20 protein-coding genes are annotated in these 19,731 nt (G+C 66.8%); 7 read left to right on the top strand and 13 right to left on the bottom strand.

Annotation, left to right across the window (positions count from 1 at the left end; all coding sequences use genetic code 11):
* Positions 1-36: 36 nt before the first annotated feature.
* The 5 genes from ACN22W_RS07585 to ACN22W_RS07565 form a co-directional block, all read right to left on the bottom strand.
* On the bottom strand, positions 37-2,271 hold the full coding sequence (locus ACN22W_RS07585; protein ID WP_419687085.1) for a RelA/SpoT family protein: 2,235 nt from the start codon (positions 2,269-2,271) through the stop codon (positions 37-39).
* Positions 2,272-2,310: 39 nt separating this feature from the next.
* Entirely contained in the window at positions 2,311-2,664 is a 354-nt protein-coding gene (locus ACN22W_RS07580; protein WP_419687083.1) for a RidA family protein, read from the bottom strand.
* 80 nt (positions 2,665-2,744) lie between these two features.
* Positions 2,745-3,641 (bottom strand): alpha/beta fold hydrolase, encoded by an 897-nt coding sequence (locus ACN22W_RS07575; protein ID WP_419687081.1) that lies wholly within the window; start codon positions 3,639-3,641, stop codon positions 2,745-2,747.
* 198 nt (positions 3,642-3,839) lie between these two features.
* Positions 3,840-4,481, bottom strand: a complete 642-nt coding sequence (locus ACN22W_RS07570) for a CoA transferase subunit B (RefSeq protein WP_065500190.1) — start codon at positions 4,479-4,481, stop codon at positions 3,840-3,842.
* A 1-nt stretch (position 4,482) separates the two neighbouring features.
* Positions 4,483-5,187, bottom strand: coding sequence for a CoA transferase subunit A (locus ACN22W_RS07565; RefSeq protein WP_419687079.1), 705 nt, complete (start codon positions 5,185-5,187; stop codon positions 4,483-4,485).
* A gap of 222 nt (positions 5,188-5,409) precedes the next feature.
* Here ACN22W_RS07565 and ACN22W_RS07560 point away from each other — a divergent pair, with 222 nt between their 5' ends.
* A complete protein-coding gene (locus ACN22W_RS07560; RefSeq protein ID WP_048244073.1) occupies positions 5,410-5,955 on the top strand; it encodes a LuxR C-terminal-related transcriptional regulator in 546 nt (181 codons plus the stop codon).
* A gap of 97 nt (positions 5,956-6,052) precedes the next feature.
* Here ACN22W_RS07560 and ACN22W_RS07555 read toward each other — a convergent pair whose 3' ends face one another.
* Both ACN22W_RS07555 and ACN22W_RS07550 read right to left on the bottom strand, forming a co-directional pair.
* The gene (locus ACN22W_RS07555; RefSeq protein WP_048244075.1) at positions 6,053-6,493 is read right to left on the bottom strand and encodes an acyl-CoA thioesterase; all 441 of its coding nucleotides are present in this window, start codon (positions 6,491-6,493) and stop codon (positions 6,053-6,055) included.
* 32 nt (positions 6,494-6,525) lie between these two features.
* The gene (locus tag ACN22W_RS07550; RefSeq protein WP_048244077.1) at positions 6,526-7,302 is read right to left on the bottom strand and encodes an SDR family oxidoreductase; all 777 of its coding nucleotides are present in this window, start codon (positions 7,300-7,302) and stop codon (positions 6,526-6,528) included.
* A 178-nt stretch (positions 7,303-7,480) separates the two neighbouring features.
* On the opposite strand from ACN22W_RS07550, the gene ACN22W_RS07545 reads away from it, so the two are divergent.
* On the top strand, positions 7,481-9,154 hold the full coding sequence (locus tag ACN22W_RS07545; RefSeq protein WP_419687077.1) for an electron transfer flavoprotein-ubiquinone oxidoreductase: 1,674 nt from the start codon (positions 7,481-7,483) through the stop codon (positions 9,152-9,154).
* 136 nt (positions 9,155-9,290) lie between these two features.
* Here the strand turns inward: ACN22W_RS07545 and aroC are convergent, their stop codons facing one another.
* The 3 genes from aroC to ACN22W_RS07530 all read right to left on the bottom strand — a co-directional run bounded on the left by aroC (position 9,291) and on the right by ACN22W_RS07530 (position 13,172).
* Entirely contained in the window at positions 9,291-10,391 is a 1,101-nt protein-coding gene (aroC, locus tag ACN22W_RS07540) for a chorismate synthase (protein ID WP_419687076.1), read from the bottom strand.
* 251 nt (positions 10,392-10,642) lie between these two features.
* On the bottom strand, positions 10,643-12,577 hold the full coding sequence (locus ACN22W_RS07535) for an MFS transporter (RefSeq protein WP_193098210.1): 1,935 nt from the start codon (positions 12,575-12,577) through the stop codon (positions 10,643-10,645).
* A gap of 139 nt (positions 12,578-12,716) precedes the next feature.
* Positions 12,717-13,172, bottom strand: a complete 456-nt coding sequence (locus tag ACN22W_RS07530; RefSeq protein ID WP_048244084.1) for a CBS domain-containing protein — start codon at positions 13,170-13,172, stop codon at positions 12,717-12,719.
* Between the two features lie 164 nt (positions 13,173-13,336).
* Here ACN22W_RS07530 and ACN22W_RS07525 point away from each other — a divergent pair, with 164 nt between their 5' ends.
* Complete coding sequence (locus ACN22W_RS07525; protein ID WP_047900495.1) at positions 13,337-13,654, top strand: Mpo1-like protein; 318 nt, start codon at positions 13,337-13,339, stop codon at positions 13,652-13,654.
* A 16-nt stretch (positions 13,655-13,670) separates the two neighbouring features.
* Here the strand turns inward: ACN22W_RS07525 and ACN22W_RS07520 are convergent, their stop codons facing one another.
* Positions 13,671-15,002 (bottom strand): YihY family inner membrane protein, encoded by a 1,332-nt coding sequence (locus ACN22W_RS07520; protein WP_419687074.1) that lies wholly within the window; start codon positions 15,000-15,002, stop codon positions 13,671-13,673.
* Between the two features lie 144 nt (positions 15,003-15,146).
* Between ACN22W_RS07520 and wrbA the strand changes: the two genes are divergently transcribed.
* The 4 genes from wrbA to ACN22W_RS07500 are packed head-to-tail and all read left to right on the top strand — an operon-like array spanning position 15,147 to position 18,443.
* Positions 15,147-15,758 (top strand): NAD(P)H:quinone oxidoreductase, encoded by a 612-nt coding sequence (wrbA, locus tag ACN22W_RS07515; RefSeq protein WP_419687072.1) that lies wholly within the window; start codon positions 15,147-15,149, stop codon positions 15,756-15,758.
* Positions 15,755-16,147 (top strand): DUF2069 domain-containing protein, encoded by a 393-nt coding sequence (locus ACN22W_RS07510; protein ID WP_419687071.1) that lies wholly within the window; start codon positions 15,755-15,757, stop codon positions 16,145-16,147. The genes wrbA and ACN22W_RS07510 overlap by 4 nt, the downstream gene beginning before the upstream one ends.
* A gap of 18 nt (positions 16,148-16,165) precedes the next feature.
* Entirely contained in the window at positions 16,166-17,587 is a 1,422-nt protein-coding gene (locus ACN22W_RS07505) for an FAD-binding oxidoreductase (protein WP_419687069.1), read from the top strand.
* A 25-nt stretch (positions 17,588-17,612) separates the two neighbouring features.
* A complete protein-coding gene (locus ACN22W_RS07500) occupies positions 17,613-18,443 on the top strand; it encodes a metallophosphoesterase (protein ID WP_419687067.1) in 831 nt (276 codons plus the stop codon).
* 59 nt (positions 18,444-18,502) lie between these two features.
* Here ACN22W_RS07500 and ACN22W_RS07495 read toward each other — a convergent pair whose 3' ends face one another.
* Positions 18,503-18,667, bottom strand: coding sequence for a hypothetical protein (locus ACN22W_RS07495; protein WP_164992006.1), 165 nt, complete (start codon positions 18,665-18,667; stop codon positions 18,503-18,505).
* A gap of 117 nt (positions 18,668-18,784) precedes the next feature.
* Complete coding sequence (locus tag ACN22W_RS07490) at positions 18,785-19,726, bottom strand: LysR family transcriptional regulator (RefSeq protein WP_048244095.1); 942 nt, start codon at positions 19,724-19,726, stop codon at positions 18,785-18,787.
* Positions 19,727-19,731 lie beyond the last annotated feature (5 nt).

The following is a 19,731-nucleotide window of genomic DNA, read 5'->3' as shown; positions in this document are numbered from 1 at the left end:
ATGCAGTCGCAGCAAAATAACCGTGTTTCAACCCCATCATGCCTTCCGCCCCGCCCGCACGACGCCCTGCACCTCGCCGAGCAGCGTGCAGGCGCGCTGCACCTGCGCCGAGTTCGACACCTCGACCGTGAACTGCATGAATGCCGCATTGCGGCGGCTTTGGGTCTTCACGCCGACCACGTTCATCTTTTCGCGCGCGAACACTTCGGAGATGTCGCGCAGCAACCCCTGCCGGTCGCTCGCCTCGATCATCAGGTCGACCGGATAGACGGACGCGCCGCGCCCGCCCAGCACGTCGGCCGACCAGGTCGTCTGCAGCACGCGTTCCGGCGCGCGCTCGACCATCCGGCGAAACGTCGGGCAGTCGGTGCGGTGGATCGACATCCCCTTGCCGCGCGTGACGAAACCGCTGATCGGATCGGGCGGTGCCGGGCGGCAGCAGCGCGCGAGCTGGGTCAGCAGCGCGTCGACGCCTACCACCAGCACGCCGGTCGACGCGCCGTGCGCCACGCTCGCGCCGCTGCTGCGCTTCTCGAAATCGGCAGGCGCCTCGGGCGCCGGTTCAGGCGGCGGCGCATCGGACAGCGCGTGCTCGACGTGGCGCAGACTGAACTCTTCCTTGCCGACGACCGAGAACAACTCCTCGGGCGACTTGAAGCCGAGCTTCGCGGCGAGGTTGTCCAGACTGACCGACGTCTTGCCCTCGCGCTGCAGCGTCTTTTCGACGAGCGCCCGGCCATGCGCGACGTTTTCTTCCTGCTCGATCGAGTTGAACCACGCGCGCACCTTCTGCCGCGCGCGCGGGCTCTTCAGGTAACCGAGCTGCAGGTTCAGCCAGTCGCGCGACGGCCCGCCCTCCTTCACCGCGACGATCTCGACCGTCTGGCCGTTCGCGAGCGACGTGTTCAGCGGCACCATCACGCCGTCGACGCGCGCACCGCGGCAGCGATGACCGAGTTCGCTGTGCAGGTGGTACGCGAAATCGACCGGCGTCGCGCCCTGCGGCAACGCGATCACGCGCGCCTGCGGCGTCAGCACGTAGATGTGGTCGTCGTCGAGCGACGTCTCGCGCAATTGCGCCCACGCCTGGTCGCCCGACACCTCGGTGCCGTCCTCGACGTCGTCCTTCCACGCGAGCAACTGGCGCAGCCACGCGATCTTCTCGTCGTATTTGTCGCTCGCCGAGAACTGACCGCCGTAGCCGCGCGCGCCGGCCTCCTTGTAGCGCCAGTGCGCGGCAACACCGTACTCGGCGAAGCGGTGCATCTCGTGCGTGCGGATCTGCACTTCGAACGCACGGCCGTCGTCGCCGATCACGACCGTATGCAGCGACTTGTAGCCGTTCGGCTTCGGCCTCGAGATGTAGTCGTCGAACTCTTTCGGCACTGGCTGCCACAGGTGATGCACGATACCGAGCACCGTGTAGCAATCCTTGATGTCGGGCACGATCACGCGGAACGCGCGCACGTCGTACAGCTCGGCGAAATCGAGCTCCTTGCCGCGCATCTTGCGCCAGATGCTGTAGATATGCTTCGGCCGGCCGCTCACGTCGGCCTGGATGTGTGCTTCCGCCAGCTCATGCTGCAGCCGCTCGATCGCTTGCCTGACGTACGCCTCGCGTTCGATGCGCTTTTCGTCGAGCAGTTTCGCGATCCGCTTGTAGGTGACGGGATCCTCGAAGCGGAACGCGAGATCCTCGAGCTCCCACTTCAGTTGCCAGATACCGAGACGGTTCGCGAGCGGTGCATAGATCTCGAGCGTCTCGCGCGCGACGTCGGGCGGCGGATCGATCTTCGCGGCCGCGTAGTAACGCAGCGACTGCAGCCGCGACGCGAGCCGGATCAGCACCACGCGGATATCCTGCGCGAACGCGAGCAGCATCTTGCGCAACGCCTCGATCTGCGTGCGCCGCTCTTCCGCCGCGTCGCGCCCCGCGTCGGCCACCGCATTCTGCGCGGCACGCAGGCTGACGGTACCGAGCCGCAACAGCTTGCGCACGTCGGACACGAGGCGCGCCACTTCGTCGCCGAAACGCTCGGTCAGCTCGCGCTCGGGGTCGCTCAGGTGCGGTGTCAGCACGAACAGCGCGGCGGCCTGCATCGCGGACGGATCGACGTTCAGCGTGCGCATGATCGACGCCGTGCCTGCCGAGTGGTCGGCGAGCAGTTCACCCGATGACAGGCGCGCATCGCCGGCCCGCTCGCGCACGAATGCGAGCACGTCGTCGAACGACGGTGCCGAAACGGAGGAAGCGGAAACGGACTCGGTCATTGCACGGCCTGGCGTAATGCGGTCATCGTCGAACGACGCTCAGCTCCGCTGTGCGGCGACGACCACGATCTCGACGAGCAGCGCCGGATCCGCGAGCTTCGCCTCGACGGTGGCGCGCGGCGGCGTGTTGCCCTGCGCGACCCACGCGTCCCACTCCGCATTCATGCCTTCGAAGTTCGCCAGATCCGAAATGTAGATCTGCACCGACAGCAGATGCGCCTTGTCGCTGTTCGCTTCGGCGAGCAGGCGATCGATGTGGCCGAACACTTCGCGCGTCTGGCCCTTGATGTCCTGCGTGGTGTCTTCGGCGATCTGGCCGGCCAGATACACGGTACCGTTGTGGATCGCGGTTTCGGAGAGACGGGCCCCGACGTGGTGACGAATGACTGCCATGGAATGTTCCGGTCGTGAGTGGATGATGAATCGGACGGCGACACGGCCCGCGTGCCGCCGAACCGCATATTATGACGCGTTTATGCGACGCCTTCGACGAAAAACCGCCGCGCGAGCGTTATCTGGTCGGCGCTGATGAATGCCGGCGCGTGACCCGCACCCGGAATCTCGACCTGCGTCACATGCCGGCCGCGACGCATCATTTCGGCCACCGTGTCGCGCGACAGCAGGTCGGATGTTTCGCCGCGCACGACGAGCAGCGACGCGTCCGTCGTCTCGATGGCGCGCCACAGCACCGCCTCGCCGAGTGCGGCCAGTTCGGGCGTCGTCGCCTTGAACGGTTCGGCGATGCGCGGATCGTAGCGCATCGTCCAGCCGCCTTCGGGCAGCTCGCGCAGCAGCGGTCCGTTGATCTCGCGCCACTCGTCGCCGGTCAGCGCGCCGAACGGCAACGACAGCGACGTCAGGTAATCGATGCCCTCCTGTTCGGTCGCAAAGCGCGGCTGCACGCCGAGATATTCGCCGATGCGCGTCAGCGAATCAGGCTCGATGCGCGGGCCGACGTCGTTGACGATCATCCGGCGCAGCGGCGAACCGGGCAGCCCCGCGAGCGCCAGGCCGATCAGGCCGCCCATCGACGTGCCGAACCAGTCGACCGATTCGACGTCGAGCCGCGCGATCAGCGTCACCATGTCGGCCACGTATTGCGGAATCGCATAGAGCCGCGGATCAACCAGCCGGTCGGACTGGCCGCGCCCGACGACATCGGGGCACACGACGCGATACGTATCGGACAGCGCGGCGGCGAGCCGGTCGAAATCACGCCCGGAACGGGTCAGGCCATGCACGCAGACCAGCACGCGCGGGTTGGCGGGATCGCCCCACTCCGTATAGGCGACGTGATGCAGGCCGGCAACGCTCGCACACTGCACGCGCCGCTGGCGAGGAACCGGGGGATTCGCTGGAATTGTTGGCATCGTTGGCATCCTGTCGAACGGGGGCGACGCGCGGGGCAACGCTTGCGACGCCCGATGCAAACGATTGTAAACCGCTTCCGCCGCACGGGTCCGCCCACCGGGCGCCGGACAGGCGGCGCGGCCGCACGTTATGACAAACGCCCCGCATGCCGTCGTCCGGCATGCGGGGCGTCGACACCGCGCCTGCGCGCGGAGAACTCAGGCGACCGCGCTGACGTCGAGCGGCGCGCCCGTCTTCGCCTGGATCTCGTCGGCGCTCACGCCGTCGGCGAGCTCGAGGACCTTCAGGCCGGCCGGCGTCACTTCGATCACGCCGAGATCGGTGATGATCAGGTCGACCACACCGACACCGGTCAACGGCAGGTTGCACTCCTCGAGGATCTTGTGCTGGTCGCCCTTCGCGACATGCTCCATCAGCACGACGACGCGCTTCACGCCAGCGACGAGGTCCATCGCACCGCCCATCCCCTTGATCATCTTGCCGGGGATCATCCAGTTCGCGAGGTCGCCCTGCTTGCTGACCTGCATCGCACCGAGGATCGCGAGGTTGATGTGGCCGCCGCGGATCATCGCGAACGAGTCGGCCGACGAGAAGATCGACGAACCCGGCAGCGTCGTGACGGTCTGCTTGCCGGCGTTGATGAGATCGGCGTCGACTTCGTCTTCGGTCGGCGACGGGCCGATGCCGAGCAGGCCGTTCTCCGACTGCAGCCACACCTCGACGCCTTCCGGCACGTGGTTCGCGACGAGCGTCGGCAGACCGATGCCGAGGTTCACGTAGAAGCCGTCCTGCAGTTCCTTCGCCGCGCGCGCGGCCATCTGGTCACGATTCCAGGCCATGTCAGTCTCCTTTCGCGCGTACGACGCGTTGTTCGATGCGTTTTTCGGGCGTCGCGTTCAGCACGATGCGCTGCACGAAAATCCCCGGCGTATGGACCTGGTCCGGATCGAGTGTGCCGTTCTCGACGATCTCCTCGACCTCGACCACGGTGATCTTGCCGGCCATCGCGCACATCGGGTTGAAGTTGCGCGCGGTGCGGCGATAGATCAGGTTGCCGGACTTGTCGGCCTGCCAGGCCTTCACGAGCGCGACGTCGGCCGTCAGCGACGGCTCGAGCACGTAGTGGCGATCGCCGAACTGGCGCGTTTCCTTGCCTTCCGCAATCACGGTGCCGTAGCCGGTATTCGTGAAGAATGCGGGGATGCCGGCGCCGCCCGCGCGCAGTTTTTCCGCGAGCGTGCCTTGCGGCGTGAATTCGAGCTCGAGTTCGCCCGCCAGGTACTGGCGCTCGAACTCCTTGTTCTCGCCGACGTACGACGAGATCATTTTCTTGATCTGGCGCGTTTCCAGCAGCAGGCCGAGGCCGAAACCGTCGACGCCCGCGTTGTTGCTGATGCAGGTGATGCCCTTGACGGCCGAATCGCGCAACGCCGCGATCAGCGCCTCCGGAATCCCGCACAGGCCGAAGCCGCCCACCGCGAAGGTCTGTCCGTCGCGGACGATCCCTTCCAGCGCGGCAGCCGCGCTTGGATAGACTTTGTTCATCTGTTGTCCCTTCCTTTATGGAAACCAGCAAAACCGGTTCACGCGCCCACGTGGCCCGCAAGCCCGCCGCATCATTCTATGCATGCACGGCGATGCCTGCGTCGAGGCGCGCTTTTTTATGTCGCGGCAAACCGCCGCGAGATGCCTGAAAGGGTACGATGCGGCGCGGATGCGGCACAATACGCAAAAATACATAAGCGTTTGCCTCCGCTTGCCCGCGCCATGCCCGCTCTCGATTACCAGACTGCCTTCCACCTCGCGCCGCTCGGCCTCGTCCTGTCGCGCGATCGCGTGATCGAGGACTGCAACGACGCGCTCGCGTCGATCTTCCGCTGCGCGCGGGCCGACCTGATCGGGAAATCGTACGAGGTGCTCTACCCGTCGACGGACGAATTCCAGCGAATCGGCGAGCGTATCGCGCGTGTGATGGCCGCGAACGGCATCTACTCGGATGACAGAATCATGAAGCGGGCGGACGGCGAGCTGTTCTGGTGCCACGTGACGGGCCGCGCGCTCGACCGCACCGCGCCGCTCGCGGCCGGCGTCTGGACCTTCGAGGATTTGAGCGCGACGCGCCGGGTCGCCGTCGAGCTGACCCCGCGCGAACGCGAGATCGCCGCGCAGCTCGCGACCGGCAAGACCAGCAAGCAGATCGGGCGCGTGCTCGACATCAGCTCGCGCACGGTCGACATCTACCGCGCACGGCTGATGCGCAAATACGGGACGAACAATACGCCGGAGCTGCTGCAGCGCCTGCTTGGGCACTGAATGGCGGCTCCCGGATGACAATCGGCCGCGTAAAGCGGCCGATTCGGGAAACCATGGTTATGGGGCGTGACCGGCGCCGGCCTCACCCTGTCGACGCTCACCCGATCTTCGTCGCGAGCGCGCGCTCGATCGTGTCGCGCAGCAGTTGCGGCAGCGGCACCGACTTGCCGAGCGCGTAGTCGACCCATACGCAACGCGCCTTGCCGCGCGCATAGACGTGCTGCGGATCGTCCGCGCGCGTGAGCTCGAAACCGGTGTCGAAGCTGCTTCGGCCCGGTTTCGCGGCCGACATCTTCGCGATCACGTCGCCCGGATAGTGCAGTTGCTTGAGAAACTCCATCGACGCCGTGACGATCACGGGCCCCTGCCCCTCGCCGTTGCCGCCGGCAATGCCGAGCTCCTCGAACCACGAGATCCGCGCCTGCTCCATATAACGGAAATAGACCGTGTTGTTCACGTGGCCGAACGCGTCCATGTCGCCCCAGCGGATCGGCATCGACATCTCGAATACGGGTGAATAATCGCTTGTTGCACTCATTGCAGTCTTCTTTATTGCTGAATGTCATCCGCTCAGGCGAGGCCGAAGCCGTCGTCGGCGGAGATAATCGAGCCATTGATGAACTGCGACTCGTCGGCCGCGAGCAGCAACAACAGCCCGTCGAGATCCTGCGGCTTGCCGACGCGCCGACGCGGCAGCATCGACTGCAGCTTCTGGCCCTGCTCGGTTTCCCACAGGTAATGATTGATTTCGGTATCGATATAGCCCGGACAGATCGCGTTGACGTTGATCCCGTGGCGCCCCCATTCGAGCGCCATCGCGCGCGTCATCTGCACGACCGCGGACTTGCTCATCGCATACAGCCCGATCTGCGGGAACGCGCGCAGCCCGGCCACCGACGCGATGTTGATGATCCGGTACGGCGGCTTGCCGTTGCCGTTCGCGCGCATCATCATCCGCTTCGCAACTTCCTGCGCGACGAAAAATGCGCCGCGCGTGTTGGTGTCGAACACGAACTCGAAATCGGCGGGGGTCACGTCGACGAGCTTCTGCATCGTCGAAACGCCCGAATTGTTCACGAGGATGTCGATCGTGCCGGCTTCCGTCTCCGCGTGCGCGACCGCCGCCTTGATGCTCTGGACGTCGGTGACGTCGAGCGACACGACGTGCGCGGCGCCGCCCGCCGCCTCGATTTCCGCACGCAGCTCCTTCAGGCGTTCGACGCGGCGGCTTGCGAGCACGACCTTCGCACCGGCCTGCGACAGTACCTGCGCAAAGCGCTGCCCAAGGCCGCTCGACGCGCCCGTGACCAGCGCAACCTTGCCTTCCAGATTGATCGATCGACCCATTTGCACATCCCCTTTCGATGTCATTTCGCCGCCACGGGCAGCATGGCCCGAGCGGCATTACCGTAGCACAAAAATAGAACGATCGTGCTAATCTAGCCGCATGCTGTTGCGGCAAGCGTTTCGTTTCGCAGACAATACGCTCCCGAATAAAAGCATTCTAACGGTTAGAGGAACGCCAATGACCCCCGCAAGCCTCATCGAGCAATACGGCCCGCGCGAATCGATGGAATACGACGTCGTGATCGTCGGCGGCGGCCCCGCCGGGCTGTCGGCGGCGATCCGGCTCAAGCAGCTGGCCGCCGAGAAAGGCACCGAGATCGGCGTGTGCGTGCTCGAGAAGGGTTCCGAGATCGGCGCGCACATCCTGTCGGGCGCGGTGATGGACCCGCGCGCGATCACCGAACTGTTCCCCGACTGGAAGGAACGCGGCGCGCCGCTCGACGTCGAGGTGACGGAAGACCGCTTCCTGTTCCTGTCCGAGAAGAGCGCGGTGACGACGCCGAACTGGGCGCTGCCCGAGAACTTCAAGAACCACGGCAACTACGTGATCTCGCTGGGCAACGTCACGCGTTGGCTCGGCCAGCAGGCCGAAGCGCTGGGCGTCGAGATCTTCCCGGGCTTCCCGGCCGCCGAGATTCTCTACAACGACGACGGCTCCGTGAAGGGTGTCGCGACCGGCAACATGGGCGTGGGCAAGGACGGCGAGCCGACCGAGAACTTCCAGCTCGGCATGGAGCTGCACGCGAAGTACACGCTGTTCGCCGAAGGCTGCCGCGGCCACCTCGGCCGCCAGCTGATCTCGAAGTTCAAGCTCGACGCGAACGCCGAGCCGCAGGCGTACGGGATCGGCATCAAGGAACTGTGGGAAATCGATCCCGCGAAGCACAAGCCGGGCCTCGTGATCCACACGGCCGGCTGGCCGCTGAAGTCGGATACCTACGGCGGCTCGTTCCTGTATCACATGGACAACAACCAGGTCGTGGTCGGCTTCGTGGTGGGCCTTGGCTACACGAACCCGTACCTGTCGCCGTTCGAGGAATTCCAGCGCTACAAGACGCACCCGTCGATCCGCGCGTTCCTGGAAGGCGGCAAGCGCGTGTCGTACGGCGCGCGTGCGATCACGGCGGGCGGTCTGCTGTCGCTGCCGAAGACGGTGTTCCCCGGCGGCGCGCTGATCGGCGACGATGCAGGCTTCCTGAACGCATCGCGGATCAAGGGCAGCCACGCGGCGATCAAGACCGGTATGCTGGCGGCCGATGCCGCGTTCGACGCGCTGCAGGCAGGCCGTCAGTCGGACGAGCTCAACGCATACCCGGACGCCTTCAAGCAGTCGTGGCTGTACACGGAGCTGTACCGCGCGCGCAACTTCAAGCAGTGGATGGCGAAGGGCCTGTACCTGGGCACGCTGATGGTGGGGATCGAGCAGAAGGTGATGGGCGGCAACGTGCCGTGGACGCTGCATCACCAGCATGCGGACCACGAGATGCTGAAGCCGGCGTCGCAGTGCGAGCCGATCGAGTATCCGAAGCCGGACGGCAAGCTGACGTTCGACCGGCTGTCGTCGGTGTTCATCTCGAACACGAACCACGAGGAGAACCAGCCGGCGCACCTGACGCTGAAGGATGCGAGCGTGCCGGTGAACGTGAACCTGCGCACGTACGCGGGGCCGGAGGCGCGGTTCTGCCCGGCGGCGGTGTACGAGTTCATGAAGAACGACGACGGCAGCGATCGCCTCGTGATCAACGCGCAGAACTGCGTGCACTGCAAGACCTGCGACATCAAGGACCCGACGCAGAACATCGTGTGGGTCACGCCGGAAGGTGGCGGCGGGCCGAATTACCCGAACATGTAAGCTGCCGGAACGCGCCGCCACGAGCGGCGCGTTTTTTTGCCGCCGCAAACGAAACGGGGCGCTGCATCAAGCAGCGCCCCGTTTGCCTTCGTCGCACGACGATCGAGACGGGGCAGCCGCGCCCCGCCCGCTTGCGTCAGGTCGCGCTGCCCGAAATCTTCGGCGTCGGCGTCTCGACGTCGCCGCACTGCGCGCGATGGCGCAGCGCATGGTCGATCAGCACCAGCGCGAGCATCGACTCGGCGATCGGCGTCGCACGAATGCCGACGCACGGATCGTGGCGGCCGAACGTCTCCACCGTCGCCTGTTCGCCGGCCTTCGTGATCGAACGGCGCGGCGTGCGGATGCTCGACGTCGGTTTGATCGCGATCGACACGGTGATGTCCTGCCCCGTCGAAATCCCACCCAGCACGCCGCCCGCATGGTTGCCGACGAAGCCGCCCGGCGTCAGTTCGTCGCCGTGCACCGAGCCACGCTGCGCGACGCTGCCGAAACCCGCGCCGATCTCGACGCCCTTCACCGCGTTGATGCTCATCATCGCCTTCGCGATGTCCGCGTCGAGTCGATCGAACACGGGCTCGCCCCAGCCGACTGGCACGCCCGACGCGACGACATCGATACGCGCACCGATCGAATCGCCGTCCTTGCGCAGCGCATCCATGTAGGCCTCGAGCTCCGGAACGACCGCCGCGTTCGGCGAGAAGAACGGATTCTCGCGCACGTGCGACCAGTCGACGAACGGCACGTCGATCTCGCCGAGGCTGCTCATGTAGCCGCGCACCTCGACGCCGAAGCGCTCGCGCAGCCACTTCTTCGCGACCGCGCCCGCGCCGACGATCGGTGCGGTCAGGCGCGCGGACGAACGGCCGCCGCCGCGGTAGTCGCGGATGCCGTATTTCTGCCAGTAGGTGTAATCGGCGTGACCGGGGCGGAACGTCTCGACAATGTTGCCGTAGTCCTTGCTGCGCTGGTCGGTGTTGCGGATCAGCAGCGCGATCGGCGTGCCGGTCGTCAAGCCTTCGAACACGCCCGACAGGATCTCGACCTCGTCGGCCTCCTGCCGTTGCGTCACGTGCCGCGACGTGCCGGGCTTGCGGCGATCCAGCTCGCCCTGGATATCGGCTTCGGTCAGCCCCATCCCCGGCGGGCAGCCGTCGATCACGCAGCCGATCGCGGGACCGTGCGATTCGCCGAAGGTCGTGACAGTGAAAAGCGTGCCGAGGGTATTGCCGGACATGATGGAACCGCCCAAATAGAAATGGGCAAACCGATGCGCTGCCCGGGCCGCAGGCAGGTCGATCGTTTGCCGGTCGAGAAAAAGAGGTAAGACGCTATTATGCCAGCCGTCCCGGGCGCGCGGGCCGCATGAAACGCAGGCCGGGTGCACGGGGCGTGCACGTCCGGCCCGGACGGTGCGGCCGGAAGCCCGTTCAGGCCCGGTTGGTTGCAGCCGAATGCCTGCCCGGCGCACCGCCGGCGGGCGCCCGCCTACTTCCGCGCGCCGCGCAGTTCGGTGACCGCGGCCTGCAACGCCTCGGGCGTTGCAACCGATGCCGGGACCGGTTCGCCGACCGCCAGCGTCAGGCGGCTCATCACGCCGCGCTTGATGGGCCGCGGCATCCGCGCATCGGAATGCCGTGAAAAATAACTGCCCCACAGCCCGCGCAGCGCCATCGGAATCACCGGCGCCGGCGTACGGGTCAGGATCTCGGTGATGCCGTGGTGGAACGTGTTGATGTCGCCCGTCTTCGTCAGCTTGCCCTCGGGGAAGATGCACACGAGTTCGCCATCCTTCAGCGCGGCCTCGCACGCGTCGTACGCGCGCGCGAGCATCGCGGGATCCTCGTGACGCGGCGCGATCGGGATCGCCTTCGCATGCCGGAACACCCAGCTCGCGAAGCGCGTCTTGAAGATCCGGTGATCCATCACGAAACGGATCGGGCGCGGGCTCGCGGCGGCCAGCACGAGCGCATCGACGTAGCTGACGTGGTTGCACACGAGCACCGCGCCGCCCTCTTCCGGAATCCGCTCCGCGTGCACGAGGCGAATCCGGTAGAAGGTGTGCACGAGCACCCACGCGACGAAGCGCAGCAGGAATTCGGGCACGAGCAGGTAGATATACGCCGCGACGATGACGTTCAGCAACGCGGTGACGAGGAACAGGCCCGGAATGCCGACGCCGGCCTTCGTCAGCCCCATCGCCATCAACGCCGACAGGATCATGAACAGCGCGTTCAGGATGTTGTTCGCGGCGATGATCCGCGCGCGGTGCGTCGGCGCGCTGCGGCTCTGGATCAGCGCGTACAGCGGCACGCTGTAGAAGCCGCCGAACATCGCCAGCAGGAACAGGTCCGCAAGGATGCGCCAGTGGCGCGCGCCGGCCAGGAATTCGCCGACCGACAGCAGATGGCCGGGCGCCGGCAGCGCGTGGCTCGCGAAATACAGCTCGATCGCGAACACGCTGATGCCGATCGAGCCGAGCGGCACGAGACCGATCTCGACGCGCCGCTGCGACAGCCGCTCGCACAGCAGCGAGCCGAGGCCGATGCCGACCGAGAACGTCGCGAGCAGGATCGTGACGACGTCAGGGCTCGCGGACAGCACGTCCTTCGCGAAATTGAAGAACGACGTGAGGAACGTCGCGCCGACGAACCACAGCCACGAGATGCCGAGCAGGCTCAGGAACACCGTGCGGTTCTGGCGCGCGAGCCCGAGGTTGCGCCAGGTCTCGCTGACCGGATTCCAGTTGATCACGAGATCGGGCTGCGGCGCCGGCGTGGACGGCACGCGCTGCGCGACGAGCCGCCCCGCGAGTGCGATGACGACGACGCTCACCGCGAGCACGCGCTCGCCGCTGCCTTCGATGCCCGCGGCCGCGCCGCCGATGAGCGTGCCGATCAGGATCGCGATGAACGTGCCCATCTCGACGAGGCCGTTGCCGCCGACCAGCTCGTGCTCGGCGAGATGCTGCGGCAGGTACGAATACTTGACGGGCCCGAACAGCGTCGAGTGCATCCCCATCATGAACGTGCACAGATACAGCAGGGTCGCGCTGTGCGTGACGAAGCCGGCCGCGCCGACCAGCATCAGCGCGATCTCGAAGGTCTTCACGAAGCGCGTGAGGGTCGCCTTGTCGTATTTGTCGGCGATCTGGCCGGACGTCGCCGAGAACAGCACGAACGGCAGAATGAAAATGGCGGAAATCAGGAATGCGGCCGTCTTCGCATCGACGCCGGAGAACCGTGCGGTGTGATAGGTGACGAGCGACGTGAAGCCGATCTTGAAGACGTTGTCGTTCAGCGCGCCGAGGAACTGGGTCGTGAAGAACGGCGCGAAACGGCGCTCGCGCAGCAGGTCGAACTGTGACGCGTGGGCGCGCCGTTCTGCGCGCTCCCCCGAAGTGGCTTGCGTTTGATCGCTCATGCGGAATACGCGTGCATCGTCTCGGCGAAGCTGCGCGGGCCTTGTGTTGTCGTTGAAAAAACGGCGGCGCAGGACAAACCTGCGCCGCCGCGTGCCGGATGGCGGCGCCCACGCATCACGGCGACGGGCGCGGCAGGGTTCACGGCTTGTGCGCTTCGGCTTCCGATTCCGGCCAGTCGCGGATGTATGCCTTCAGCATCCGGTTCTCGAAGCTCTGCGCCTCGACGACCGTCTTCGCGACGTCGTAGAACGAGATGACGCCCATCAGCACCTTCTTGTCGAGCACCGGCATGTAGCGCGCGTGGCGCTCGAGCATCATCCGGCGCACTTCGTTGACGTCGGTTTCCGGCGTGCACGTGAGCGGCTCGTCCATCACCTTGCGCACCTGCACGTCGCCGATCGCGCCGCCGTTGGTGTGCAGGCGCAGGATGATCTCGCGGAACGTCAGCATCCCGACGAGATCGCCGTACTCCATCACGACGAGCGAACCGATGTCGTGCTCGGCCATCGTATCGACCGCTTCGCGCAGCGGCATATCGGGCGTCACCGTAAACAGCGTGTTGCCCTTCACTTTCAGAATATCGCTGACGCGCATCTTAGTCCCCTCATGCTTGAATGCGAATGCAAAACCTCTTTCGATCCTATCGGAAAGCCTGTCAAAAGGAAAGCGCAGGCCGGTGCGGTCAGCCGCGCCCCGCTTGCGGATGCCGGCCGGCCGCCGCACAATGACCCCATCGACAGCCGCCCGAGGAGACGGCCATGGCGCATACGCATTCGGAGCAATTCGCGAGCTTCGCCGATTTCTACCCGTATTACCTGAACGAACACCAGAACCTGACGTCGCGGCGGCTGCACTTCATCGGCTCGCTCGGCGTGATCGGCTGCGTCGCGATGGCGATCGCGACGGGCCACTGGCTGTGGCTGCCGGCGGCGGTGGTCTGCGGCTACGGGTTCGCGTGGGTCGGGCACTTCTTCTTCGAGAAGAACCGCCCGGCCACATTCCGGCACCCGATCTACAGCCTGATGGGCGACTGGGTGATGTTCAAGGACATCTGCACCGGCAAGATTCCGCTGTAACCACCGGGCACCGCGCTCACGCGGGCCGCGGCGGCCGCGCGTGCGGATCGGACACGCCGTCAGGCGCCTGCCCGGGAATCCCCGCCGGCTGCGCGCCCGCGAGCCGGTGCGCGGCGATCAGCGACGCGAGCGACACGTCGAAGCGGTCGCTCGACAGCACCGCGAGCAGCGCCGCACCGTCGACATGGCTGCGGCGCCGCTGCAACTGGTAGGTCAGCTCCGTGCGGTCGATCACCAGCACGTCGAACAATTGCGCGAGCGTCAGCTCTTCCGGGTTCGCGAGCAGGATGAAGCGCGGCGTGGCATCGCCGCCGCCGTCGAGGCGCGCAATCCATTCCCGCTCTTCCATCGTCGTCAGCAACCGCTGCGCGGTTTCCATGTCGCACCGCAACATGGTCGCGAGCCGCATCGCCGTGTAACCGCGCTTGCCGGCCGCGCGCGCCTCGGCCAGCCGGGCGAGCAGCTCGAGCGCGTCGAGCAGGTCGCTGCCCGGATAGTGGATGCGGTGGAACTGGCCGACGCGGATCGCCGGCAGCGCAGAGGCCACCATCGCGCCGAGCAGCGCGATGAACCAGCTCAGGTACACCCACAGCAGGAACACGGGCAGCGCCGCGAACGCGCCGTAGACGGCCGTATAGGTCGGAATGCGCCGCACGTAGTAGCCGAAGCCGCGTTTCGCGAACTCGAACGCGATGGCCGCGAACAGCCCGCCGATCACCGCGTCGCGCCACGCGACCGTGCAGTTCGGCAGGTACACGTACAGCAGCGTGAACGCGAGCACCGTCAGCGGCAGCGACGCGAGCGCGAGCAGCCACTCGACGATCGACGTGGACGGCCCCGCGCCGGTGAACGCGAGCGACTGCGTGAACAGGTACGACGAGATCGACAGGCTCACGCCGAACAGCAAGGGCCCAAGCGTGATCAGCGCCCAGTATGCGAGCACGCGCTGTGCGAACGGCCGCGGCTTGCGCACCCGCCAGATCAGGTTGAACGCCGATTCGATCGTCATCATCGTCATCACCGACGTGACGACGAGCACGATCAGGCCGGCGGTCGTCAGCCCCTTGGCCTTCGACGCGAACTGGTTCAGGTACTTGAAGATCTGGACGTTGAACTGCGCGGGCATCAGGTGATCCGCGAGGAACCCCTGCAGCGAGATCTGGAACGACGCGAACATCGGGAACGCGGTGAACAGCGCGAACGCGACCGTCACGAGCGGCACGAGCGCCAGCATCGTCGTGAACGTCAGGCTGCCCGCCACTTGCGGGATGCGATCCTCGGCGCTGCGCCGGGCCGCGAACTGCGCGAGGCGCTTGAGGGTGTCGAGATCGACGCTCAACTTCGGCAAACGGCTTCTCCTTCCTGATGCCGCGCGCCTGATGGCGCGCCGCCGCCGCGCTGCGCGACGGCTTCAGCCCCTATAATAGCCGCTCGATCCAGCAGGGGCCGACTGCACCGGGCACGCGCGCGGCCGCACGCGGCTCCGTAGCCCATGAAAGACATCCTCGTCCTCTATTACAGCCGTCACGGCGCCACGCGCGACCTCGCGCTTGCGATCGCGAACGGCATCGACAGCGTGCCGGGCATGCAGGCACGCATCCGCACCGTGCCGCCCGTATCGACCGTCTGCGAAAGCACCGCCCCCGACATCCCCGCCGACGGCCCGCCGTACGCGGAACTGCGCGACCTCGGGGAATGCGCGGGCCTCGCGCTCGGCTCGCCGACCCGCTTCGGCAACATGGCCGCCTCGCTCAAGTATTTCCTCGACGGCACGACGCCGCAATGGCTGTCGGGCGCATTGACCGGCAAGCCGGCGAGCGTGTTCACGTCGACGGGCAGCCTGCACGGCGGCCAGGAATCGACGCTGCTGTCGATGATGCTGCCGCTGTTGCATCACGGGATGATGATCGTCGGCATCCCGTACACCGAATCCGCGCTCAGCACGACGCGCACCGGCGGCACGCCGTACGGCGCATCGCATGTGTCGCAGCACGATCGCGACGCGCCCGGCGGGCTGTCGGCGGACGAAAAGGCGCTCGCGGCCGCGCTCGGCGTGCGGCTCGCGCGCGCGGCGGCCGCCCTCGCCGCCGCCGAGGCCGCATGAACGCCCCCGCCCGCCCCGCCGTCGCGGCCCGGCCGCGTTATGCGCTGGCCGCCGCCGCGTGCCTCGTCGCGCTGATCGCGCTGTCGCTCGCGTGGGAGCTGTGGCTCGCGCCGCTGCGCCCGGGCGGCTCCGCGCTGATGCTCAAGGCCGTGCCGCTCGCGCTCGCGCTGCCCGGCGTCTGGCGGCGTAACATCTATACGTTGCAGTGGGCGAGCATGCTGATTCTCGTTTATTTCGCCGAAGGCATCGTGCGCGGCATGTCCGATCGCGGGCTGTCCGCCACGCTCGGCTGGTGCGAGACCGCGCTCGCCGTCGGCTTCTTCGTGGCGGCGCTGGCGTACGTCGCGCCGTTCAAGCGCGCGGCGAAAAAATCGCGCGCCGCGTCCTGACCCTTACGCGACAAGGTGATGATGTCCTCCGAAGCTTTCGTTTCCGCGTGCCGCGACGCGATCGGCGCCGACCACGTGCTGACCGACCCGCACGATACCGAACCGTTCCTGACCGACTGGCGGCGCCGCTACAAGGGTGCCGCGTGCGCGGTGCTGAAGCCGGCCGACACGGCCGAAGTCGCCGCGCTCGTGAAGCTGGCCAACGCGCACGGCATCGCGCTCGTGCCGCAAGGCGGCAACACGGGCCTGGCCGGGGGCGCAACGCCCGACGCGAGCGGCAGCCAGGCCGTCCTGAGCGTCGCGCGCCTGAACCGCGTGCGTGCGCTCGATCCGCACAACAACACGATCACCGTCGAAGCCGGCGTGATCCTCGCCGACGTGCAGGCGCGCGCCCGCGAAGGCGGCCGGCTGTTCGCGCTGAGCCTCGCGGCGGAAGGCAGCTGCACGATCGGCGGCAACCTGTCGACCAATGCGGGCGGCACCGCGGTGCTGCGCTACGGCAACGCGCGCGAGCTGTGCCTCGGGCTCGAGGTCGTGACGCCGCAGGGTGAGATCTGGGACGGCCTGCGCGGCCTGCGCAAGGACAACACGGGTTACGACCTGCGCGACCTGTTCATCGGCGCGGAAGGCACGCTCGGGATCATCACGGCGGCCGTGATGAAGCTGCACCCGCTGCCGGCCGCGCAGGTCACCGCACTGGCCGCGCTCGAATCGCCGCACGCGGCGCTCGATTTCCTCGCGCTCGCGCAGCGCGCGGCCGGGCCGCTGCTGACCGGCTTCGAGCTGATGTCGGATTTCTGCATGCAGCTGGTCGGCAAGCACTACCCGCAACTGCGCTACCCGTTCGCGCAGACGCATGCGCAGACGGTGCTGCTCGAACTGTCCGACAACGAAAGCGAAGCCCATGCGCGCGCGCTGTTCGAGAAACTGATGGAAGAAGCGTTCGAGGCCGGGCTCGTGGTCGACGCGGTGGTCGCGGAGAATCTCGCGCAGTCGCGCGCGTTCTGGGACCTGCGCGAGCACATCCCGCTCGCGCAGGCCGACGAGGGGCTCAACATCAAGCACGACATCGCGGTGCCGATCTCGTCGGTCGCGCGTTTCATCGACGAGACCGACACGGCGATCCAGCAGGCCGCGCCGGGCGCGCGGATGGTCACGTTCGGCCACCTCGGCGACGGCAACCTGCACTACAACGTGCAGATGCCCGAAGGCGGCGATCCGAAGGCGTTCCTTGCCGCGTTCCAGGCGCCGATCAACCGGATCGTCTACGACAACGTGCACCGCCACCACGGCACGATCAGCGCGGAGCACGGCATCGGCCAACTGAAGATCGACGATGCGCAGCGCTACAAGTCGCCGGTCGAAACGACGCTGATGCGCACGCTGAAGACCGCGCTGGACCCGCGCGGCCTGATGAACCCCGGCAAGGTCCTGCGCTGAACCCGCCCACTCCGGAGCGAAGCCCGTGAAAGTCCGCGTCCTGTCCGACCTGCATCTCGAGAGCAACCAGCCCGACACCATCGCGCATGCCGACGCGGACCTCGTCGTACTGGCCGGCGACATCCACAATCACGCGGAAGGGCTGCGCTGGGCCGCCGAGACGTTCGACCCGGAAGTACGCGTGATCTACGTGCCCGGCAACCACGAATACTACGACGGGGAATTCGGTGCGCTGGAGACGGCGATGCGCGACGCCGCGCATACGCTCGACAACGTGCATTACCTGAACAACGGCGTCTACGTCGATCCCGAACAGCGCTTCCGCGTGCTGGGCACGACGCTCTGGGCCGATTTCTCACTGTTCGGCACGGACGAGGCCAGCATCGCCAATGCAATCGACGCCGCGCTGCGCGTAATGCTCGATTTCAAGGGATTGATCCAGGTGACCTGGCCGCACGACGCGGCGCTGCATGCGGCACCGGGCGCCGCGGAACGGGATTTCTCGCCGGCCGACGCGATCGCGCTGCATCGGCAAGGCCGCGCATGGCTGGAAGCGCAGCTCGCGGTGCCGTTCGCGGGCCGGACGATCGTCGTCACCCATCATGCGCCGCACCGGCGTTCGCTGGCGGAACGCTATGCGCAAGACCTCGCTTCGGCGGGATTCGTCACGGACATGGCGGAACTGGTGCGTCCACCGGTGGATCTGTGGCTCCACGGCCACACGCATACGTCATTCGACTACGTTGCGGACGGCGGCACACGCGTGGTGTGCAACCCGCGCGGCTACATCCACCGGCGCACCGGCGAACGGGAAAATACCGCGTTCGCATGGGACAAGGTCGTCGAGCTCGGCTGAACGCCGGCCCGCCCGGCCGCGTTGCGCGGCCTGCTCCAACCCGGGCTGATACGGCCCGATCAGCGGTCGTTACGACGCGCGCCGTGCTGGGGCTCGCGCACGCGCACCGGCACCGGCTTCATCCGCGCCTTCGCCTTCATCGCACGCAGCAGGTCGCGGGTTGCCGCGGCGGCAGCGGCCGCGCCAAGCAGGACGCCAAGGCCGATCATCAGGTGCGTATCCATTGCTACTCCGGTGTGACGTATCTCGATAATTCCCACAGTATCAAACTGTCTGGCACGCGTTCGTAAAAAAATGTTGCGTGAAGGACAAATCTGGTCAGATTGCGGTCGACCGCGCGCTCATGTCGCACGCGTGTATTGCTCGAGCGCGGCTTCGTCGGCTTCGAGCGTGGTCGGCAGCTCGTCGCGCAGGAAATCGACCCAGGTGCGAATTTTCGCGTCGAGGTACTGGCGCGACGGATAGAGCGCGTAGATGTTCATCACGTGCGACCGGTACTCGGGCATCACGCGCACGATGTGTCCGCTGCGCAGCCAGCCGATCGCCGAATAAAGCGGCAGCCCGCCGACCCCCATCCCCTCCCGCACGGCCACCGCGAGCGCCTCGGCGACGTTCACGCGAAACGGCGGCGCCGTGATCGGGACGATCTCGTCGCCGTTCGGCCCCGCCAGCACCCATTCGTCGTAGTGAAAGCCCGGCGCGACCATCCCGAGGCACACGTGTTGCGCGAGATCCGCCGGCCGCAGCGGCACACCGTGCGCCTCGACGTAGCCGGGCGACGCGCACACCACGCTGTAGCTCTCGCCGAGCCGCTGCGACACCAGCCCCGAATCGGGCAGGTCGCGGCCGACGACGATCGCGACGTCGTACCCCTCGTCAAGCAGATCGGGCATCCGCTGCGCGAGCGTCAACTCGACGTGCACGTCCGGATAGCGCTCGCGATAGCGCGCGATGGCCGGCACCAGGTAGTGCTGGCCGAGGCTCGTGAAGCAATGGACCTTCAGCTTGCCCGACGGCCGCGCATGCGCGTCGCCAGCCTCGGCTTCGGCCTGGTCGACATACGCGAGGATCTGCTCGCAACGCTGCAGATAGCGCTCACCGGCTTCGGTCAGCGCGATCCGCCGCGTCGTGCGGTTCAGGAGACGCGTGCGCAGGTGCGCCTCGAGATCCGAGACCGCGCGCGACGCGTAGGCGGTGGTCGAATTCATCTGCTGGGCAGCCGCGGTAAAGCTTCCCGCGTCGACCACACGGACGAATACCCGCATGTTTTGTAACGTATCCATCCCAA

The sequence above is a fragment of the Burkholderia theae genome, assembly GCF_048565265.1.
In the GTDB taxonomy this organism is placed as follows: Bacteria; Pseudomonadota; Gammaproteobacteria; order Burkholderiales; family Burkholderiaceae; genus Burkholderia; species Burkholderia theae.
Note: the sequence above shows the minus strand (reverse complement) of the source record. Positions and strands in the feature narration are given on the sequence as shown.

Excerpts from the sequence above, each read along its gene's own strand:
- ACN22W_RS07550 (WP_048244077.1), bottom strand. The coding sequence starts at position 7,302 with ATGGGTCGATCGATCAATCTGGAAGGCAAGGTTGCGCTGGTCACGGGC.
- ACN22W_RS07535 (WP_193098210.1), bottom strand. The coding sequence starts at position 12,577 with ATGAGCGATCAAACGCAAGCCACTTCGGGGGAGCGCGCAGAACGGCGC.
- ACN22W_RS07490 (WP_048244095.1), bottom strand. The coding sequence starts at position 19,726 with ATGGATACGTTACAAAACATGCGGGTATTCGTCCGTGTGGTCGACGCG.
- ACN22W_RS07505 (WP_419687069.1), top strand. The coding sequence starts at position 16,166 with ATGATGTCCTCCGAAGCTTTCGTTTCCGCGTGCCGCGACGCGATCGGC.
- ACN22W_RS07545 (WP_419687077.1), top strand. The coding sequence starts at position 7,481 with ATGACCCCCGCAAGCCTCATCGAGCAATACGGCCCGCGCGAATCGATG.
- ACN22W_RS07565 (WP_419687079.1), bottom strand. The coding sequence starts at position 5,187 with ATGAACAAAGTCTATCCAAGCGCGGCTGCCGCGCTGGAAGGGATCGTC.
- ACN22W_RS07575 (WP_419687081.1), bottom strand. The coding sequence starts at position 3,641 with ATGCCAACAATTCCAGCGAATCCCCCGGTTCCTCGCCAGCGGCGCGTG.
- ACN22W_RS07580 (WP_419687083.1), bottom strand. The coding sequence starts at position 2,664 with ATGGCAGTCATTCGTCACCACGTCGGGGCCCGTCTCTCCGAAACCGCG.
- ACN22W_RS07570 (WP_065500190.1), bottom strand. The coding sequence starts at position 4,481 with ATGGCCTGGAATCGTGACCAGATGGCCGCGCGCGCGGCGAAGGAACTG.
- aroC (WP_419687076.1), bottom strand. The coding sequence starts at position 10,391 with ATGTCCGGCAATACCCTCGGCACGCTTTTCACTGTCACGACCTTCGGC.
- ACN22W_RS07530 (WP_048244084.1), bottom strand. The coding sequence starts at position 13,172 with ATGCGCGTCAGCGATATTCTGAAAGTGAAGGGCAACACGCTGTTTACG.
- ACN22W_RS07555 (WP_048244075.1), bottom strand. The coding sequence starts at position 6,493 with ATGAGTGCAACAAGCGATTATTCACCCGTATTCGAGATGTCGATGCCG.
- ACN22W_RS07560 (WP_048244073.1), top strand. The coding sequence starts at position 5,410 with ATGCCCGCTCTCGATTACCAGACTGCCTTCCACCTCGCGCCGCTCGGC.
- ACN22W_RS07525 (WP_047900495.1), top strand. The coding sequence starts at position 13,337 with ATGGCGCATACGCATTCGGAGCAATTCGCGAGCTTCGCCGATTTCTAC.
- ACN22W_RS07585 (WP_419687085.1), bottom strand. The coding sequence starts at position 2,271 with ATGACCGAGTCCGTTTCCGCTTCCTCCGTTTCGGCACCGTCGTTCGAC.
- wrbA (WP_419687072.1), top strand. The coding sequence starts at position 15,147 with ATGAAAGACATCCTCGTCCTCTATTACAGCCGTCACGGCGCCACGCGC.
- ACN22W_RS07495 (WP_164992006.1), bottom strand. The coding sequence starts at position 18,667 with ATGGATACGCACCTGATGATCGGCCTTGGCGTCCTGCTTGGCGCGGCC.
- ACN22W_RS07510 (WP_419687071.1), top strand. The coding sequence starts at position 15,755 with ATGAACGCCCCCGCCCGCCCCGCCGTCGCGGCCCGGCCGCGTTATGCG.